At 66.1% G+C, this 18,742-nt stretch carries 15 protein-coding genes; 12 read left to right on the forward strand and 3 right to left on the reverse strand.

The features are described from left to right. Positions 1 to 238: 238 nt before the first annotated feature. The 10 genes from VNK82_00245 to VNK82_00290 all read left to right on the forward strand — a co-directional run bounded on the left by VNK82_00245 (position 239) and on the right by VNK82_00290 (position 13,800). The gene (locus tag VNK82_00245) at positions 239 to 3,112 is read left to right on the forward strand and encodes a PAS domain S-box protein (protein ID HXE89372.1); all 2,874 of its coding nucleotides are present in this window, start codon (positions 239 to 241) and stop codon (positions 3,110 to 3,112) included. A 188-nt stretch (positions 3,113 to 3,300) separates the two neighbouring features. Next, positions 3,301 to 4,512, forward strand: a complete 1,212-nt coding sequence (locus tag VNK82_00250) for an aspartate aminotransferase family protein (GenBank protein ID HXE89373.1) — start codon at positions 3,301 to 3,303, stop codon at positions 4,510 to 4,512. A gap of 124 nt (positions 4,513 to 4,636) precedes the next feature. Further along, complete coding sequence (locus VNK82_00255) at positions 4,637 to 5,551, forward strand: alpha/beta hydrolase (protein ID HXE89374.1); 915 nt, start codon at positions 4,637 to 4,639, stop codon at positions 5,549 to 5,551. Next, entirely contained in the window at positions 5,548 to 5,829 is a 282-nt protein-coding gene (locus VNK82_00260; protein HXE89375.1) for a PGPGW domain-containing protein, read from the forward strand. The genes VNK82_00255 and VNK82_00260 overlap by 4 nt, the downstream gene beginning before the upstream one ends. A gap of 47 nt (positions 5,830 to 5,876) precedes the next feature. Next, on the forward strand, positions 5,877 to 7,358 hold the full coding sequence (locus VNK82_00265; protein ID HXE89376.1) for a DUF58 domain-containing protein: 1,482 nt from the start codon (positions 5,877 to 5,879) through the stop codon (positions 7,356 to 7,358). Between the two features lie 94 nt (positions 7,359 to 7,452). Beyond that, entirely contained in the window at positions 7,453 to 8,439 is a 987-nt protein-coding gene (locus VNK82_00270) for a hypothetical protein (protein HXE89377.1), read from the forward strand. A gap of 67 nt (positions 8,440 to 8,506) precedes the next feature. Further along, entirely contained in the window at positions 8,507 to 8,953 is a 447-nt protein-coding gene (locus VNK82_00275) for a CBS domain-containing protein (GenBank protein ID HXE89378.1), read from the forward strand. A gap of 173 nt (positions 8,954 to 9,126) precedes the next feature. Beyond that, positions 9,127 to 10,569, forward strand: coding sequence for an FAD-linked oxidase C-terminal domain-containing protein (locus VNK82_00280; GenBank protein HXE89379.1), 1,443 nt, complete (start codon positions 9,127 to 9,129; stop codon positions 10,567 to 10,569). Further along, positions 10,566 to 11,945, forward strand: a complete 1,380-nt coding sequence (locus VNK82_00285; protein HXE89380.1) for an FAD-binding oxidoreductase — start codon at positions 10,566 to 10,568, stop codon at positions 11,943 to 11,945. Before VNK82_00280 ends, VNK82_00285 begins: the two co-directional genes overlap by 4 nt. 526 nt (positions 11,946 to 12,471) lie before the next feature. Further along, positions 12,472 to 13,800: a heterodisulfide reductase-related iron-sulfur binding cluster gene (locus VNK82_00290; GenBank protein ID HXE89381.1), complete on the forward strand. Its 1,329-nt coding sequence runs from the start codon at positions 12,472 to 12,474 to the stop codon at positions 13,798 to 13,800. 18 nt (positions 13,801 to 13,818) lie between these two features. Here VNK82_00290 and VNK82_00295 read toward each other — a convergent pair whose 3' ends face one another. The 3 genes from VNK82_00295 to dps all read right to left on the reverse strand — a co-directional run bounded on the left by VNK82_00295 (position 13,819) and on the right by dps (position 17,031). Next, the gene (locus VNK82_00295) at positions 13,819 to 14,202 is read right to left on the reverse strand and encodes an ACT domain-containing protein (GenBank protein ID HXE89382.1); all 384 of its coding nucleotides are present in this window, start codon (positions 14,200 to 14,202) and stop codon (positions 13,819 to 13,821) included. Between the two features lie 123 nt (positions 14,203 to 14,325). Beyond that, the gene (gene acs / locus VNK82_00300) at positions 14,326 to 16,356 is read right to left on the reverse strand and encodes an acetate--CoA ligase (GenBank protein HXE89383.1); all 2,031 of its coding nucleotides are present in this window, start codon (positions 16,354 to 16,356) and stop codon (positions 14,326 to 14,328) included. Between the two features lie 150 nt (positions 16,357 to 16,506). Beyond that, positions 16,507 to 17,031, reverse strand: coding sequence for a DNA starvation/stationary phase protection protein Dps (dps, locus tag VNK82_00305; GenBank protein HXE89384.1), 525 nt, complete (start codon positions 17,029 to 17,031; stop codon positions 16,507 to 16,509). A 221-nt stretch (positions 17,032 to 17,252) separates the two neighbouring features. On the opposite strand from dps, the gene VNK82_00310 reads away from it, so the two are divergent. Continuing rightward, entirely contained in the window at positions 17,253 to 17,759 is a 507-nt protein-coding gene (locus VNK82_00310) for a hypothetical protein (protein HXE89385.1), read from the forward strand. Between the two features lie 224 nt (positions 17,760 to 17,983). Continuing rightward, positions 17,984 to 18,517: a group I intron-associated PD-(D/E)XK endonuclease gene (locus VNK82_00315; GenBank protein HXE89386.1), complete on the forward strand. Its 534-nt coding sequence runs from the start codon at positions 17,984 to 17,986 to the stop codon at positions 18,515 to 18,517. Positions 18,518 to 18,742 lie beyond the last annotated feature (225 nt).

Raw genomic sequence — 18,742 nt, forward strand, 5'->3', positions numbered from 1 at the left:
GATCCACCGCAGCGTGATTCACAACGTGGAACCCCAGAGTCCTTGGTCCTCAACTTCTCTGGCCCTCACCACGGTGCTCACGCACCGAAGGACGTCGTGTCCCTTGACAACGCCTTCGCTGTTATCGAGGGGCACCCTCGCCAGAAGGACTGGGAAGACTCCACACTCCCCCTAAGGCCCGATAGTCTAGAATGCCCAACCAATTCCCGCCGGACGGGTACAGGTCCGCGGGCTTGGCATGCGGGTCTCCTGGGTCATCGTCGGGCTGGCGATTCTCATCGCCGCGGTGCATTCTGCCGGTCTCCTGTGGTTGGGTACGTCGCCGGCGGGCAGCCTGTTCTCGAACTCGATGCAGGTGGCGGCCAGCGGCCTGGCCGTGGTGGCGTGTCATGTGGCCGCGCGGCGCCGGACCGGTTACACCCGCAAGTTCTGGAACCTGATGTCCGCAGGCTACTTGCTGTGGACCATCGGGCAGGTGATTTTCCTTTACTACGAGAACGTGCTGCACCGCGAGATCCCGCCGCTCTCGCCCACCGACATCCCGTATTTCGCCTCCTTCCTGCCCATGGTGGCAGCGTTGATCCTGCAGCCAGAGGACGAAGCCGCTTCGCGCGGCGTGGACTGGGTGCGCACGCTGGACTTCGCCCAGGTGGCCATCGTGGCCTCGGCTGTCTACCTGTACTTCTTCTTCTACCTGGGCGGGACGGTGGAGCAGCGCATGCTGCTGTTCAGCCTGGGCGTGGGCAACCTGTACGACATCATCAGTGTGCTGCTGGCGGCGGGTTTTCTGCTGCGCGCTGCCTTCGCTACCAACCCTACGCAGCGCACGCTGCTGGGGCGCATCGGCGCCGTGATCTTCGTCTATGCCCTGGGAGAAGTGGCGTACACCTACGGGTTGGTGGCGGAACGCATCCAGACGGGAACGTGGTACGACCTTTCCTACAGCGTGCCCTACGCTCTGGCGGCGGTGGTGGCGGCCACCTGGAAGCCGCAGACCGAGGGGCTCCACGCGGCCTTCGCCGAGGGCGAGAGTCGGCTGCGAGCCATGCTGCCCACGCTAGCTCCGATGGTGGTGCTGGCCACGGCGCTCGGCATCGCCGGCCGCCAGATCGTGCTGGCCATGACCATCGTAACGGCCTCGTTCATCTGCTACAGCGCGCGGCTGGCCATCACCCAATATCGCCAGCGGTTGGCGCTGGGGATGCTGCGCCAGGCGGAAGCCAAGTTCCGCACCCTGTTCCAGCATCATCCCCAGCCCATGTGGCTCTATGACCCGCACACGCTGCGCTTCCTGGAAGCGAACGCGGCCGCCGTCGAGCGCTACGGATACACGCGCGACGAGTATCTGAACATGAAGATCACCGACCTGCGCCCCCCGGAGGACGTCCCGAAGCTGATGGAGTGGCTGAAGAAGCCGGAGGAACAGCGCACGCGCCTCCAGGCGCGCCACCGGCGCAGGGACGGCAGCACGCTGGACGTAGACGTATACGCGCAGACCGTGGACTTTGGCGGCCGCAGGGCGCGGCTGGTGATGGCTCAGGACGTCACCGAGCGCCTGCGCGCGGAAGACTCACTGCGCGCCGCCGAGGCCCGCTACCGCACCCTGGTGGAACAGCTCGCCGCCATCACCTACGTCACCGAGATGGGTCCGGACGCGCGCTGGCACTACGTCAGTCCGCAGATCGAGTCGTTGCTGGGCATCACGCCGGAGGAGTGGCTGGCCGATCCCACCATGTTCGGCAGGCAATGCCATCCGGAAGACCTGGGAACGGTGCGGGCGGCGGAGCGCAAGGCCATGGAGACCGGCCGCTTCGAGGGCGAGTACCGCATGTTCACGCGCGACGGCCGCACGCTGTGGTTCCGCGACACGGGCATGGTGGTGCGTGACGCGAGCGGGCGCCCGACCTTGCACGGGCTGATGGTGGACGTCACCGAAGCGAAACTCCTGGAAGCGCAGCTCCGGCAAGCGCAGAAAATGGAAGCCGTGGGCACGCTGGCGGGCGGCATCGCGCACGACTTCAACAACCTGCTGACCGTCATCCAGGGCTATGGCCAGCTTCTGGGCGAACGCCTGAAAGACAACGCGGAACTCGCCGCCGAGGTGAAACAGATCGAGGACGCGGCCCAGCGCGCGGCGGCGCTGACCCGGCAACTGCTGGCCTTCAGCCGCCGCCAGGTGCTCAAGCCCAAGGTGCTCGACCTGAACTCGGTGGTCACCGGCATGAACCGCATGCTGCGCCGGGTCATCGGCGAAGACATCGAACTTGTGACCCGAACGGCTCCCGACTTGAGCCAGGTGCAGGCCGACCCTGGACAGATCGAGCAGGTGATCATGAACCTGGCGGTGAACGCGCGCGACGCCATGCCCGAGGGCGGCAAGCTCATTTTCGAGACCCGCAACGTCGAGCTGGACGCCGCCTATACCCGCGAGCACGTGGGCGCGCGGCCGGGCCAATACGTCATGCTGGCCGTGACCGACACCGGCGTAGGCATGGACGCGCAGACGCAAGCGCATATCTTCGAGCCCTTTTTCACCACCAAGGAACTCGGTCGGGGCACGGGCCTTGGGCTTTCGACCGTCTACGGCATCGTGAAGCAGAGCGGTGGCTACATCGAGGTGCACAGCGAACCGGGCCACGGGTCGACCTTCAAGATCTATCTGCCGCGCGCGGGGCAGGCCGCCGCCGGCGCCGGTGCGGAACCGCGGACCCAGCCCAGGGCGCGCGGCACCGAGACCATCCTGCTGCTGGAAGATGACCACGGGCTGCGCGAACTCGCAGTGCGCGTGCTGCGCAGCAGCGGATACACGGTGCTCGAAGCCGGTAACGGCGAGCAGGCCGAGCGCGTCTGCCGCGAGCACTCGGGCGACATCCACCTGCTGCTGACCGACGTCGTCATGCCCGGCCAGAGCGGACCGGAGGTCGCGCGCCGCCTGAGTCCGGTGCGGCCGGCGATGAAGGTGCTCTACATCTCCGGCTACGCGCCGAATGCCATCGTCGAGCAGGGCACGCTCGGACCGGGCGCTGCGTTCCTCCACAAGCCCTTCACGCCCTCTGCCTTGCTGGAGAAGGTGCAGCAAGTGCTGGAGTCACAGGGGGCGACGGCGGTGTAAGGAAGCGATAAGCAATAAGCAGTAAGCCAAGAGCCAAAGGCCAAAAGCCAAAAGCCAAGAGCCAAAAGCTAACAGCGGAAACCGGAAACCGGAAAACGGAAAGCGGAAAGCGAAGTCCCTCCTCGTACAATTGAAGAGATTGGGTCGGGAACCGAACCCGACACCTGACACCTGCGACCTGAGCGCACATGTCCCGCTTCGACGAAATCGTAGCCCTCGAGCAACGCTACCTGCTGCCCACGTACTTGCGTTATCCCGTCGCGATCGAGCGCGGCAAGGGCGTGTTCGTGTACGACGTCGAAGGGCGCAGGTATCTGGATTTTGTCGGTGGGCTGGGCGTGAACGCGCTGGGACACGCGCACCCGCGTATCGTGCGCGCCATCCGGCAGCAGGCGGCGCGCGTGCTGCATACCTCGAACCTCTACTACCACGAGTATCAGGGACGCCTGGCGGAAAGGCTGTGCACGTTTTCCGGGCTGGGCCGCGCGTTCTTCTCCAACAGCGGCACCGAAGCCATCGAAGGCGCGCTCAAGCTGGCGCGCGCCTGGGGACACCGCCGCGGCTGCGAGGCCAAGTCCGCCATCGTCGCCCTGGAGGGTTCCTATCACGGGCGGACGTTCGGCTCCCTCTCGCTCACTGGGCAGGAGAAACATCGCAAGTCGTTCGAGCCGCTGCTGCCCGGCGTGCGCTTCGTCCGGCTGAACGACCTCGAAGGACTGCGGTCGGCCGTGGACGATTCCACCTGCGCCGTCGTGCTGGAGCCCATCCAGGGCGAAGGCGGCATCCGCATGTGCTCGCGTGAATTCCTTGCCGAGGCGCGGGCCGCCGCCGACCGGCACGGAGCTTTGCTTGTCCTGGATGAGATTCAATGCGGCCTCGGGCGCACGGGATATATGTTCGCGTTCCAGCACTATGGCGTCATGCCGGACGTGGTAGCTGTCGCCAAGCCACTCGCCGCCGGACTGCCGCTGGGCGCGTTTCTCGCCCGGGAAGAACTGGCGGAAGCCATCGCGCCGGGCGCGCACGGTACCACCTTCGGAGGTGGTCCGCTGGCCTGTCGCGTGGCGCTGGAGTTCTTCGCCATCCTCGAGGAAGAAGGATTGCTCGAACGCGTGACGCGCGTGGGCGCCTACCTGAGCGACCAATTGCGCGAGATAGCCGCGAAAACCGCGCTGTGTCGCGAGGTCCGCGGCCTGGGCCTGATCCAGGCGCTGGACCTGAACGTCCCGGCGCGCCCGGTGGTGGAAGCGGCGCTGGCCGAAGGCGTCCTGTTCAACAGCACTCAGGATGTCGTGCTGCGCTTCCTGCCTCCGTTCCTCTTGGAGGAGAAGCACGTGGACCGCGGGATGCGCGTGCTGAAGCGCGCGTTACGAGAACTGAAAAAAGTTGCGGCCGGTTGAGCAAACAAGAAAGGCGGGGAGACCGAGAGAGGCGTTTCAGAACTCCCCGCCAACAGAAGCAACAGAGGCGATACCGATTTGGACGCAGCCCCGGGGACTCGCGTTGCCCGGCGCGTGACGAAAAATGCCCGAGCCCAGACCGCCCGTGATCCCCGCCCCGGTCGAGGAACGCTTCGCGACCGTGGACGGCATCCGTGTGCGCTACCTGTACGGGGGCAGCGGGCCGGCGCTCGTCCTCATCCACGGGCTGCTCGGGTACTCGTTCTCCTGGCGACTGAACTTCACTGCGCTGGTCGAGCAGCACACGGTCTTCGCAGTGGACCTGCCGGGCGTGGGATTCTCCGACCGCCCCCGCGGCATGGATGCTTCGCTGACGGCTTCGGCGGAGCGCATGCTGCGCTTCCTGGATGTCGCCGGCATCCGCGAATGCGACCTGCTGGGAACTTCGCACGGCGGCGCCGTAGCGATGAAGATGGCGGTGCTCCAGGCGCAGCGCGGAAGCGCCGGCATCCGGCGGCTGATTCTGGCCGCGCCCGCCAACCGCTGGTCTCGACACGGAAGGATTCTCTCGCGCCTGCTGGGAAGCGGCCTCGGCCGCGCGCTGCTGCCGCGATGGTTTCCGTGGCTGGCGCCGCCGCTCAAGGCCTGGTTCGTCAAGCGCCAGTACGGAGACGCCCGCCGCCTGCCGCCGGGCACGGTCGAGGGATATCGTGCCCCCTTCGCCATCCCCGGCATGGTGGAGTATGCCCTTCAGGTGCTGCGCCGTCTGAATCGCGATCTGGCCGAACTGGCGGAGGAGCTGCCCCACATCGCCCGGCTCCCCACGCTTTTCCTGTGGGGTTCTCGCGACCCGGTCGTGCTGCCAGATTCCATCGAGCCCTTGCGCCGGCATTTCCCGGGCTCCGAGCTCGTGATCCTGCAGGGCGTGGGTCACCTGCCCTACGAGGAAGCGCCGGAAGAATTCAACCGCGCTGTGCTGGGATTTCTGGCGAAAGAAGCGCCGCGCGAGGCCGGGCATGTCACAATCAGTGGCGGATGAAGGCCGCGCTGAAACGCGCCCTGCTGCTGGTGGTGGGCTGGGGCTTCGTGCTGGTGGGCATTGCTGGACTGTTCCTGCCCGTGCTGCAGGGCGTCCTGATGATCCTCATCGGACTGTTCATCCTTTCTTCCGAGTACGTCTGGGCGCACCACCTGCTGGAGAAGATGAAAGCGCGCTATCCCAGGCTGGCGGGAACGCTGGACCAGGCCAGGCATAAGAGCGCGGAGTGGATGCGCCGCCTCTTCCGCAGGGAAGTCGCAGTCGAGCGAGAAAAGTAAACCACCGCCGCGGAGAGAGGACAGCCGGGCGCAGAAAGGGCACAGCGGTGTTGGCAGGCATCAAATCGCTGCTTTCGGGCGTCGAGCGCGAAGCCTGGATCCGCTTCTTCGTCGCCGTCGCCGGGCTGACGGTAGCGTTCGCGGCGGCGGTGTTCTCCACCGTGTTCCGCGAGCAGGGCAACGTGTTTTACACCGCGGTAGCGGCGTCGGCCGCGCTGCTGATCGCCGGCCTCGTAGCCGTGACCTCGGTGCCGTATCTGGCGCGCCGGGTCGCGCTGGAGCGCGTCCGCGAAGCCTTCGATTACGACGTCACCCGCGAAGGCGTGGTCTATCTGGTGGTGGCGCTGGTCATCGGCATCGCGGCGCTCAACACCGGGAACAATCTGCTGTTCATCATCGTTTCGGCGATGCTCGCCGGGATCCTGGTCTCCGGCGTCGCCTCGGCCGGCGTGCTGCGCGGGCTGGAGCTGGAGGTCACGCTGCCTGCGCACTTGTTCGCCTGCCGCGCGGTCGCAGCGCGCATCACGCTGCGCAATACGCGCCGGACCGCGCCCTCGTTTTCCGTGAGCGTGGTGCCGCCGCGCCTCCGCAAGGCCGTCCACCACTGGTTGTGGGAGCGCTCCGTGTTCGCTTTTCCGGGGAACCGGCCGCCCGAGCGGCAATGGTTCCGCATGCCCGACCTGGCGCTCCGGCGCGTCACCACGGCGGCGGTGGAGAGCGGCATCCTGAAGCAGCCGGTGTACTTTCCCTATCTGCCGGCGCGCGCCGCGCAAACCGCCGATCTCGAGCTGCGGTTTGAGCGTCGCGGGCGCTACCGCCAGGATGGCCTGGGCGTGGCCACTCGCTTCCCCTTCTCTTTCCTGGTGAAGACGCGGCGCATGCCCTTTCGCCGCGAGGTCATCGTCTATCCCTCGGTGGAGCCCACGGACGAATTCTTCGAAGTGCTGCCGCTCATCACCGGCGAGTTCGAAGCCTTCGTGCGCGGGCGCGGCTACGACCTCTATCGCATCCGCGAGTACATGCCGGAAGACTCCGCTCGCCACGTGGACTGGAAGGCGACGGCCAAGTCCATGTCGCTCAAGGTGCGCGAGTTCACGCGCGAGGACGAGCGCAAGCTGCGCATCGTGTGGGACAACCCGCCGCCGGACGCCGTGCCTGCCGACGCCTACGAGAATGCCGTGGCTCTGGGCGCCTCGCTGGCCTGGCACTTCGCCGGCGAAGATACCGACCTCTCCTTCGCCGCGGCCGGCTACCCCGGCGGGGGCGACGTCTACGACTTCCTGCGCTACCTGGCGCTGGTCCAGCCCGCCGACGCCCCTTCCGTGCTGGACGCGCTCGAGGTCACCGACGACTACAACGTCATCCTCACCGCGCGCGCGCGCGGCTCCATCCCCACCCGCCTCTGGGCCTGTTCCTACTTCATCTTCCTGGAAAAGGATCCGGATGCGGCGGAGCAGCGAACCGCCCCATCCGGTCATGTACCTCCGGCGGCGCAACCCGGCAAGCCCAACTCTCATCTACCCTTGTAACCGCATCGGTCTGGCGATACGATGCGTCCAGGCGAGTTTCTCCTGCGACCACAAAGCAGTTCCTGTTGACATGCTGTCCGAAGAGGAGCGCAACATGAAACGCATACTGTCCTTGTTCCTGGCCCTTATTGTCGCCGGCTTGCTGGCCACGCCGGCGGCCCTGGCCTACCAGAAGAAGAAAACATCCTCGAAGGCGGTAACGGCTCCGGTCATCCCCGCGGGCACGCCGATTGCTGTCCGCATCATCGACGAGCTGAACAGCGGCAAGTCCAAGCCGGGTGACACCTTTCGCGGCACTCTCGAACGGCCTATCGTCTCCGGCAGCACCGCGCTCTACCCCAAGGGCGCCGACGTTACCGGGCGCGTCGTGGCGGCCAAGGGCTCCGGGCGCCTTACCGATCCCGGCATCCTCGAGCTGGAGCTGACTTCGGTGAGTTCGGGCTCGAAGAAGTCCTACATCACCACCGAGCCGTTTGTCATCGAGGGCGAATCGCACACCAAGAGTAACGTGACGAAAATCGGCGGCGGAGCCGCAGCCGGCGCCATCATCGGAGCTATCGCCGGCGGCGGTAAGGGCGCGGCCATCGGCGCGGGCGTGGGCGCGGCGGCAGGCACCGGCGTGGCCGCCGCTACCGGCAAGAAGGAAGCCAGCGTCGAGTCGGAGGCCGTGCTGGAATTCAAGACCAGTGCGCCCTCCAGTTCTGCTCCCGCCTCATCGGCCGGCGGCGCTGCCCCGGCGGCGCAGGGCGTGAAGTCCTATGACGAAGGTGATCCGTCGGCGTACTCGTTCAGCGCCCGCGACCGGCGCGTCATCCGCACCTGCTTCGAGCAGCATGCCTCCGGCTTGCCGCCCGGACTGGCCAAGCGTGAATCGCTCCCGCCGGGCCTGGAGAGGCAGTTGCAAAAGAACGGCACCCTGCCGCCCGGCCTGCAGAAAAAGGTGCAGCCTCTCCCGCAGGTGTGCGAATCCGAACTGACCAGCCTGCCGCGCGAACTGGAGCGCGTCGTCCTCAGCCGGCGGGTGATGGTCATCAATTCCGCGTACAAGATCCTGGATATCTTCGACCTTGACGCGCAGTAGTATGATGGGCGGCCTCGGAGCGGCCTGAGCCGCCGCTCCCGCCCAACCCATTCGGGAAGGAGCCGCCATGACCACCGTTCAGGACCTCATCCGCAATCGTCCCACCTACACCGTTGAAGCCGATACGTCCGTCCTCAAGGCCGTGGAGATGATGGTGGAGAAGAACATCGGCGCGGTCGCCGTCGTGCGCGGCGACGACCTGGTCGGCATCTTTTCCGAGCGCGACCTGATGAAGCGCGTGGTCGCCGGAGGCCGTAGCCCCGGCCTCACCAAAGTGGCCGAGGTCATGACCCCGCGCCCCTACACCGTTTCCTCCGGTGAGCGTTTCCAGCACTGCATGTTCCTCATGCGCGAGCACGGCTTCCGCCACCTCCCCGTCGTGGATGACAACGGCAAGCTGTGCGGGCTCATCTCTCTGCGCGACGTCCTGCTGCGCGACCTCACCGAGAAGGATGACGAGGTGCGCATGATGCGCGCCTACATCACTCAGCAGGTGCCCGGCGGCGAGAGCTAGCGTTCGGGGCTCTGCGACACACGGCCATCCCGTAGATCTGTAGAGACGTAGCTTGCTGTGTCTGTAGGCCGACCGTAGGAATAGCGGAGACGTAGCTAGCTACGTCTCTACCCAACCGCGCGGAATAGCGGAGACGCCCCGGTGCTACAATCCCCGCGGAATCCCTCCGCCCCATGCAATTCTCCTCGCTGGTAAAGCGGCTGCGTTCCATCGCCGGTCGTGACGCCGTCCTCGACCGTCCCGAGGACCTCATGCTTTACGAGTACGACGCTGGCCTGGCGCGCTCTACGCCGCGCGCCGTCGTCTTTCCCCGCGGCACGGCGCAGGTGGTGGAGATTGTCAAGCTGGCCCGCGAAGCGCACGTGCCCATTGTGCCCCGCGGCGCCGGAACCGGCCTGAGCGGAGGAGCCATCGCGCGCACCGGCGGCATCATCCTCGGGTTCGCCCGCATGAACCGCATCCTGGAGGTGGATCTCGACAACCAGCGCGCCGTGGTCGAGCCCGGAGTCGTCAATCTCGAGCTGACCAACGCCGTGGCGCGCCACGGCCTCTACTTCGCGCCCGATCCCTCCAGCCAGAAGGCCTGCACCATCGGCGGCAATGTGGCCGAGAACTCCGGCGGGCCGCACACCCTGGCCTACGGCGTGACCGTCAACCACGTCACCGGCCTCGAAGTCGTGCTCGCCGACGGACGTGTGGTCGAGTTCGGCGGCAAGGCGCCTGAAGCGGCCGGCTACGACCTGACCGGCTTCTTCGTCGGCTCGGAAGGTACCCTGGGCATCGCCACCAAAATCACCGTGAAGCTGTCACGGCTGCCGGAAGCCGTGGCTACACTCTTGGCGATCTTCAACACGATTGAAGATGCTGCCAACACGGTGGTCGCCATCACCGCCGCCGGCATCACGCCGGCCGCTCTCGAGATGCTCGACGGCTGGACCCTGCGTACCGTCGAAGAAGCCACGCACGCGGGCTACCCCATGGATTCGGGAGCTGTGCTGCTCATCGAGATCGAAGGACTGCGTGAAGAAGTGGAAGAGCAGGCGGAGGCGACGCGCGCCGTCTGCCTCGCGGAGCGCGCCCGCGAGGTGCGCCGCGCCCGCGATGAACGCGAGCGCCAGCTCCTGTGGGTGGGACGCAAGAACGCTTTCGGCGCCATCGGGCGCATCTCGCCTTCCTACTACGTGCAGGATGGAGTCATCCCCCGCACGCGCATCCCGGCCACGCTCGAATTCATCGCCGCCGTCGGCCGCAAGTACGGCTTCACCATCGGCAACATCTTCCACGCCGGCGACGGCAACCTGCATCCGCTCATCCTGTTCGATCCGCGCGACGCCGCCCAGACCCGCCGCGCCCACGACGCCAGCAGGGAGATCCTCGAGTATTGCGTCTCGATCGGGGGCTCCATCACCGGGGAGCACGGCGTCGGCATGGAAAAAGACGAGCTGATGCCGCTGGTGTTTTCCCCGAGCGACCTGGACGTGATGGCCCGGCTGCGCCACGCGTTCAATCCCGAGTCCGTCCTTAACCCGGGGAAGGTGCTGCCGCTGCGCGGCTGCCGCGAGACCGACGCCTCCCGTCATCCCGGCGCTGGCCTCGGTCTGGAGGCATCCGCATGAGCGCCAGCCCAGCCGCGACCATCGGGCGTGAGCTGGCCGCTCTCTTCGGCGCCGAACACGTGCGGGAAGATTCGCAGTCGCTGGCAGCCTGCGCCATCGAGGGCCTCCTGCCCGCCGCCGTTGTCTCACCCGGATCCCCGGAGGAGATCGCCGCTTTGCTGCGGCTGGCGAGCGAGCGCGCATGGACGGTGGTCCCCGCGGGCGGTGGAACGCAACAGTCGGTCGGCGGCGTGCCCGAGCGCGTAGAGGTCGTCGTGCGCACCGATCGCTTGCGCGCCGTCCATCACTACGATCCCGGCGATCTTACTTTGGGCGTGGATGCCGGGCTCACTCTTGCCGCCGTCGACCGGATGCTCGCCGGGCACGGCCAGATCCTGCCGCTCGATGTCGCGCGTCCGGAAGCTGCCACCATCGGCGGCGTGCTGGCTACTGCCGCGCACGGTCCCATGCGGCACGCCTACGGGGGCGTGCGCGACTTTTGTATCGGTATCACCTTCGTGACCGGCGACGGCGCCATCGCGCACGGTGGCGGGCGCGTGGTGAAGAACGTCGCCGGCTACGACCTGATGAAGCTCCTCATCGGCAGCCACGGTTCGCTCGGCGTCATCACCGGGGCCAACTTTCGCGTGTTCACTCGCCCCGCCGCCACGTGCACCTTCGAGTGCAGTTTCGCTTCCGTGGAGGAGGCCAAGCGCTTCCGCGACCGCGTGCTGAGCTCGCCCCTCACGCCGCGCTGCCTGGAACTGCTGTCGCCCTACGCCGGAGACTACCTGCAGGCCCCGCCTCCCGCAGAGCCGAGTCCCGAAGAGACCGAGATGCTGCCCGTGGACCGAGGGAGTGAAGGATGGCGCATCTTGGTCCGCGCTGCGGGAAGCGAAGCCGTGCTCGCCCGTTATCGTCGCGAGCTCAAGGGCGGAACCACGCGGGAACTTGCGGGCGAGGAAGAGACCCGCCTGTGGTCGGCGGTATCGGAGTTTTCTGAGACCGTGATGGCGCGGCACCGCAACGCCATGATGGTCGCGCTCAGTGTTCCTGTCGCCTCCGTCGCGTCCACGCTCGAGGCCGCCGAGCGCGCCGCCCTGGATAACAATTTTCTGCTGGCCTCGGTGGGGCGCGTCGGCGTGGGCTCCATGCTGCTGGCCTTCATCCCGTTGCTCGTCGACCCGCCTTCGGCCATGCAGTATGTGGCGGCGGTCTCGGCCTTCCGGGGAAGCCTGCCGCGCGATGCCTCGGCCATCGTCGCGCGCTGCCCGCGCGAGGCCAAACTGCACTTCTCGGTCTGGGGCTCTTCGCCGACCGACCTGGAATGCATGCGCGCCGTCAAGCGCGCCCTCGACCCCGCCAGTATCCTCAACCGTGGGAGGTTCATGGTGTAGAGAGATGGTCATAGGCGCTGCAGATTCGTATCAGGGCACGGCTTTTGCCGTGCCGCAGCGCAGTGTGTCAATCCCGGGCTTTAGCCCCTGAGGTTCTTGCTCAAGGACGAATTGCAGCTCTTGTTGCGGGCAACTGGCGACCCAGTCGCGCAGCGACGGTAACTCGATAGCCCGGCACGTATGGCCGGGTTGGTAGGGGAAGTGATCCCTGGGTCTCGGGACGGCACGAGCCTCGTATCAGGGCGTGGCTTTAGCCATGCCGTATGGGTGTGGTAGGAATCTGGGCCTTAGCCCCTGAGGCAAGCCCATGCCGATCGCTCGGTGCGCCGGCCGGACTCATACTCCCCAGTCGCGCAGCGACGTTAACTCGATAGCCCGGCACGTATGGCCGGGTTGGTAGGGGAAGGGACCCCTGAGTTTCACACACCCCAGTCGCGCAGCGACGTTAACTCGATAGCCCAGCACGTAAGTGCTGGGTAGGGAAGGAAAGCGAGGCGAGTCCCGAAGGGACGGCACCCAAAGAGAAATGTCGGAACCAGCCACAACCGCGACGCAGTCGGCCCCCTCCCACTTCACCTCTCCCGACCGTCCCACCTGGGACCTGTACTCGGTCTGCATCCACTGCGGACTATGCCTGCAGCAATGCCCCACCTATCGCGTGCTCGGTCTGGAGGCCGATTCTCCCCGCGGCCGCATCTACCAGGTCCTGCAGGTGGATTCAGGACGCCTTCCCATCGGCGAGTCGTTCGTCACTCACATTGACCGCTGCCTCGGCTGCCGCGCCTGCGAAACCGCGTGCCCTTCGGGCGTGGAGTACGGGCGCATCGTGGAACGCGCCCGCGCCGAAATCGAGCAGAACTACCCGCGGCCGTGGCTCGAACGCACGCTGCGCTCCTATTTCTTCCAGAAGGTGCTGACGGACTTCACCCGGCTGGCGCGCTTGGTGCGGCTCCTGCGCCTCTACCAGCGCTCAGGGCTCGAATCGCTGCTGCGCGCCCTCGGCCTGCTCAAGCTCTTCGGCATGGCGGATGTCGCCGCGCTGGCGCCGCGCATCGACCGCGACTTCTTCTTCGCCGACTTCGGCAGGACCTTTCCAGCGGAAGGCGAGCGCCGCGCTCGCGTCGCCTTCCATGGCGGATGCATTGCCAGCGTCGCCTTCGCCGAATTGAATCGCGCCACCATCCGCGTCCTGCAGAAGAACGGGGTCGAGGTCGTCGTGCCCGCCGCGCAGGCCTGCTGTGGCGCGCTCTGCGCCCATTCCGGATTCCGGGAAGAGGCGCGTTCCCTGGCCCGGCGCAACCTGGACGCGTTCCTCGCCCACGACGTCGACGCCATCGTCACCAACGCCGCCGGTTGTGGCGCGACCCTGAAGGAATACGACGACCTGCTCGAGCCCGACTCCTCCGGCCGCGAGAAGGCGCAGCAGTTTGTCGCCAGGGTGAAAGACGTGACCGAATTCCTGGCCGAGCTCGGCCCGCGCGCCGTAGCGCGTCCGCTGGGTGTGCGAGTGACGTATCAGGATCCCTGCCATCTGGCGCACGGGCAGAAAATCCGCAGGGCGCCGCGCGCGCTGCTCAAGGCGCTAGGCTGCGAACTCGTGGAGATGCCGCACTCCGACTACTGCTGCGGCTCCGCCGGTGTGTACAACGTCGTCGAGAACGACCTGGCCATGCAGATCCTCGACGCCAAGATCACCGACGTCGCCGCCACCGATGCCGACGTCATCGCCACCGCCAACGTCGGCTGCATGCTGCAACTGCGCGCCGGTGTGAAGCGCCACGGCCTGAAGATGGACGTCAGGCACGTGATCGAACTGCTGGACGAAGCCTACGGCAATCCGCGTCCCTCCGCGTGAATCCGCGGCGAACGAAACTCACACCAGGTCCGCGGCCTTCTCCACGTCCGATACGCCCAGGATGATCAGCGCCCGGCTGTCCCCCTTCACGATCGACCCGTAGGCGTACGTGACGTTGATGCCCTTCTCCGCCAGCTTGCGCGTCACTTTGCCCAGCGCGCCCGGGCGGTCGTTGAGCCGCACCGCGACCGCCTCTTCTTCCTTGTAAGGGATGCGCAGGCCGTCGAGCACTCTCTTCGCCGTCGCATGCGGCGACGCCACGATGCGAATGCCGCCCTCGGTCACCGGCGCCGCCATCACCGCCTGGATGTTCACCGCCATCGCCGCCAGCCCCGTACAGATGCCGGCCAGCGTGCCCGGCTTGTTCTCCGCCTTGATCAGGAGTTGCGTGACGCGAGCCATGGGTGCCTCATTTCGTGATCAGGTAATCGGGTAATTCGGTGATTGAAGCCTTGTACAGAGGCTGAGAGTCGCTTCCGCCAATTACCAAATTACCCTATTACAAGGTTTACTCAATCTACCGATTCATTTCTTCTCCCCCAATATCTCCTCTTCCTCTTTCCCCTGCTGCGACAGCTTGAGCAGCACGCCGTAGTCTTCCAGCGTCGAGGTATCACCGCTCACCGACTGCGTGCTGACGATCTCGCGCAGCAATCGCCGCATGATCTTCCCTGAGCGTGTCTTGGGCAGCGCGGTGACGAAGTGCACCCGCTCCGGCCGGGCCAGCGGACCGATCTCGTGCGACACCCACTCGCGCAGGTCGTCGGCCGTGGCGTCGTCGGCGGGTGCGTCGTGCTTCAACGTGACGAACGCATGGATGGCCTGTCCTTTGACCTCGTGCGGCGCGCCCACCACCGCCGCCTCCGCCACTGCCGTGTGCCGCACCAGCGACGACTCCACCTCCATCGTGCTCAGCCGGTGTCCGGCCACGTTGATGACGTCATCCACGCGTCCCAGCACCCATATGTAACCGTCCTCATCGCGCGTCGCCGCGTCGCCCGTGAAGTAGCGCCCGGGGAAGCGGGACCAGTAGTTCTCCTTGTAGCGCTCCGGGTCCTTGTACAACGTCCGCAGCATCGCCGGCCACGGCCGCGTCAGCACCAAGTATCCCTTGCCTACGGGAACGCGCTCGCCCTTGTCGTCCACCACATCCACCGCGACTCCCGGCAGCGGCTTCGTCGCCGACCCCGGCTTCGCCGGCGTCGCGCCGGGCAGCGGCGAGATCAGGATCGACCCCGTCTCCGTCTGCCACCACGTGTCCACGATCGGGCAGCGCTCCTTGCCGATCACGCGGTGGTACCACTTCCACGCCGCCGGATTGATGGGCTCGCCCACCGTGCCCAGCAGCCGCAGCGACGAAAGGTCGCGTCCGTTCGGCCACTGCTCTCCCTGGCGCACGAACGAGCGGATGGCGGTCGGCGACGTGTACAGGACCGACACCCGGTATTTCTCGATGATCCGCCACCAGCGATCCGGCTTCGGCCAGTCGGGCGCGCCTTCGTACATCAGCGTGGTCAGCCCCGCCGCCAGCGGCCCGTAGACCACATAGGAGTGACCCGTTACCCAACCCACGTCGGCGGTGCACCAGTAGGTGTCACCCGGCTTGGGATCGAACACCCACTCCAGCGTCGCCAGCACCTGTGTGAGATACCCGCCGGTCGAATGCACCACACCCTTGGGCTTGCCCGTGGTGCCCGAGGTGTAGAGCACGTACAGCGGATGCTCGCTGTCCAGCTCTTCCGCCGGGCAGTCTTCCGAGATGCCGAACGTCAGGTCGTCCCACCACAGGTCGCGCCCAGACTGCATCGGCATGTGCAGGTTCAGCCGCCGGCACACGATGACCTTGCGCACGCTGGGACACGCACTCCCCGCCAGCGCCTCGTCCACGCTCTGCTTCAGCAGGATCTCCTTGCCGCGGCGCAGGCCGGCGTCGCAGGTGATCACCACCTCGGCTTCCAGGTCCTCGATGCGCGTCTTCAGCGCCTCCGCCGAGAAGCCGCCAAAGACGACCGAGTGCGTCACGCCCAGGCGCGCGCACGCCAGCATGGCGATGGCCGCCTCCGGAATCATCGGCATGTAAAGGATGGCGCGCGAGCCCGGCTTGAGCCCCAGCCCTTTGAGCGCGTTGGCGAACTTCGCCACCCGCCGGTGCAGCTCCTGATACGTCAGGATGCGCTGCTCGAAGTTCTCGCCCTCCCAGATGATCGCCGCCTGATTGTTCCTGGAAATGATGTTGGTGTCGAACGGACCTTGGTCGGTGCCCCGTGTCTGCGCGGCGCTTTTCCGCGCAGACGTGGGGTAAGAAAGGTGCCGGTCCAGACAGTTGTACGCCACGTTCGTCTTCCCGCCCACGAACCATTTCGCGAACGGCGGCGTCGACCAGTCCAGCACCTTCTGCCACGGCGCGAACCAGTGCAACCTGCGAGCGCGCTCCGCCCAGAACGCTTCGGGATCGCGCTGCGCTTCCGCGTACAGCCGCTCGTACTCCTCCATCGAGCGGATAGAGGCAGTTTCCTGGAAATGCGGCGGTGGAAGAAAGGTTTCCTTCAGGTCCATGGACTCACCGGAAACTCAGCATTGTACCGGAGAGCCCGCGGGAAACGAGAAACCCTAACCGAGAAACGGCTTTGACGGTGCCCCATGTCTGCGCAATGCTTTTCCGCGCAGACATGGGGGGGAAACTGGCCACTGACCACTGGCCACTGACTACTGCTGTAAATGCGCTTCCAGGAACCACAGGTCCTTGTCCGCCGCGCGCGAGATTTCCGTGAACACGTCGGCGGTGGACTTGTCGCCCAGCCGGTCGCTCTCATCGATCGCCGCGCGCACCGCTGCCGCCAGTTTGGCCAGGCGCTCTGCCAGGGCGCGCACATGATCGGCGCCGGCCACGGCGTCCAGTTCATACTCGGCGAGCGAACTCGCCGACGCCGCCTGCCGCGCCGTGCCGTTGGCCACTCCCCCCAGCGCCGTGACGCGCTCGGCGAGCAGGTCGCTGTGGGCTTCCAGGTTCGTGGCGATCCGGTCGAACAGTTCATGCAATTGCTGGAACTGCGCTCCCTTCACGTTCCAGTGGGCGTATTTGGCCTGCGTCTTCAGGTCGATGGTGTCCGCCAGCCGCGCGTTCAGCAGCGCGATGAGCGCGGCCCGCTGTTTCTCGGGGATATCGATGCGGGTGGCGAACGTCCGGAGGGTGACCGTCTTGATAGCGCTTGGTGCGGTTGCAATTGCCATATCTTCTCTCCTTATCATTAGATGATAGGCCTTCCGCGCAGGGTGCTGAAAGTGACGCCGGTCACGAGGCAGTTCTCAGTTCGCAGAGGCAGTTCTCAGTTCCCAGTCGCCAGCCGCTGGCCACCGGCTACTAGGTACTGACTGCTGGCGACTGGCAACTGGCAACTGGCCACTGACCACTGACCACTGCTTTCCCGCATCTAACTAACGAGGAGGTGCTCATGCGTTGGAGACTCCTCAGCACTCTTATTCTGCTACTGGGATTCTTTGTCTCGACGGCCGCCCCCGCCCTGGCGCACAACAACGGCAGGGGCAGAGGAAAGGGCAAGGGCGTAGTGGTCCGCCGCTGGGACGGTCATCGGGACCGCCGTCATCGCGGACGCGCCGTGATCGTGACCCAGCGCCCGGTGCGCACCCGCAACGTGGCCTTCTTCGGTAGCGGGTTCGATCATCCTCCGGGCTGGAGCCGCGGCCGCAAGGTGGGCTGGGGCAACTGCAACCTGCCGCCCGGCCAGGCCAAGAAATACGGCTGTACGCCGGCCTTCCTGCGCCGCTCGGTGCTGGTCCGCTACCCGCTGGCCAACAACCGCTTCTGGATCGTGCGCGTGCCCACCGACTTCCGCGGCTGGTACGTCATCGATAACGGCAACCGCCTCTGGGTGGACGACCGCGGCCGCTTCTGGCTGGACAACCGCCGAAGCGTCCCCCTGGTCATCATCACCGACTAGCACGCGGTCTTTCCCTGCCTGACGGTACCCCATGTCTCCGCGATGCTTTTCGCGGAGACGTGGGAAAACGAACCGTTACCCAACACACCCACGTACGCGTCAACAGCGTGCGCGAACGCGGTGCACCGTCGGCCACGGGGGGCACTCCTAACTAAAAGCTATCCATTGACACGGATACTTATCTCTCGTACAATATCCTACAGTAAACACGGGACGGTACCGTTATGTCTTATGTCCGAAGGTCCCTCGCCAAGCTCAAGGGCGAATGGGCCGAACTGCAGTTCCTCTCCCGCGCCCTCTCCCTCGGTCTCAAGGTCGGCCGCGTTTACGGCGACTCTTCCCGCTACGATTTTCTCGTCGACGCCGCCGGCCGCCTCAGCCGCGTCCAGGTCAAATCCGTCTGGCGCCGTCAGCACGGCACCTACCGCATCAGCGCTCAGCGCGGCGCGCCCCTCGGCAAGGTCCCCTACGAAAGCTCCGAGCTCGACTTTGTCATCGGCTACGTCGTCCCCGAGGACGCCTGGTACGTCATTCCCGCCCGTGCTCTCTCTCGCCGCCGCAGCTTCTGGGTCTTTCCCCACCGGTCTCGCAGTCGCGGCCGCTTCGAAAAGTATCGCGACGCCTGGCACCTGCTCGGCCCCATCCCCGCCCGCTTCGACCTCAGCGCCACGGCGGAAACGGCATTTCCGAATTCGGAACGGGACCCATTCGCCACCCAGGCTTCAGAGCAAGCCGTGCTAGTTTCTCCAAGAACCTGACGGTGCCCCATGTCTACGCGACGCTCTTCGCGGAGACGTGGGGAAACGGACCATCACCCAATACCCCTAGGTACGCGCCAACATCGGGCGCGAACGTTGATTGGATAACAGCGAAGGCTCCGACTCGACCCGGTAGTCTTTGGTTAAGGACCAAGGCTGCTGGGGAGGAAGGAGCCCTCGCATGATGATTGTAGGCTGTGATTTTCATCCCAGCTGGGAACAAGT

The organism is Terriglobales bacterium, from assembly GCA_035573675.1.
In the GTDB taxonomy this organism is placed as follows: Bacteria; Acidobacteriota; Terriglobia; order Terriglobales; family Acidobacteriaceae; genus DATMAB01.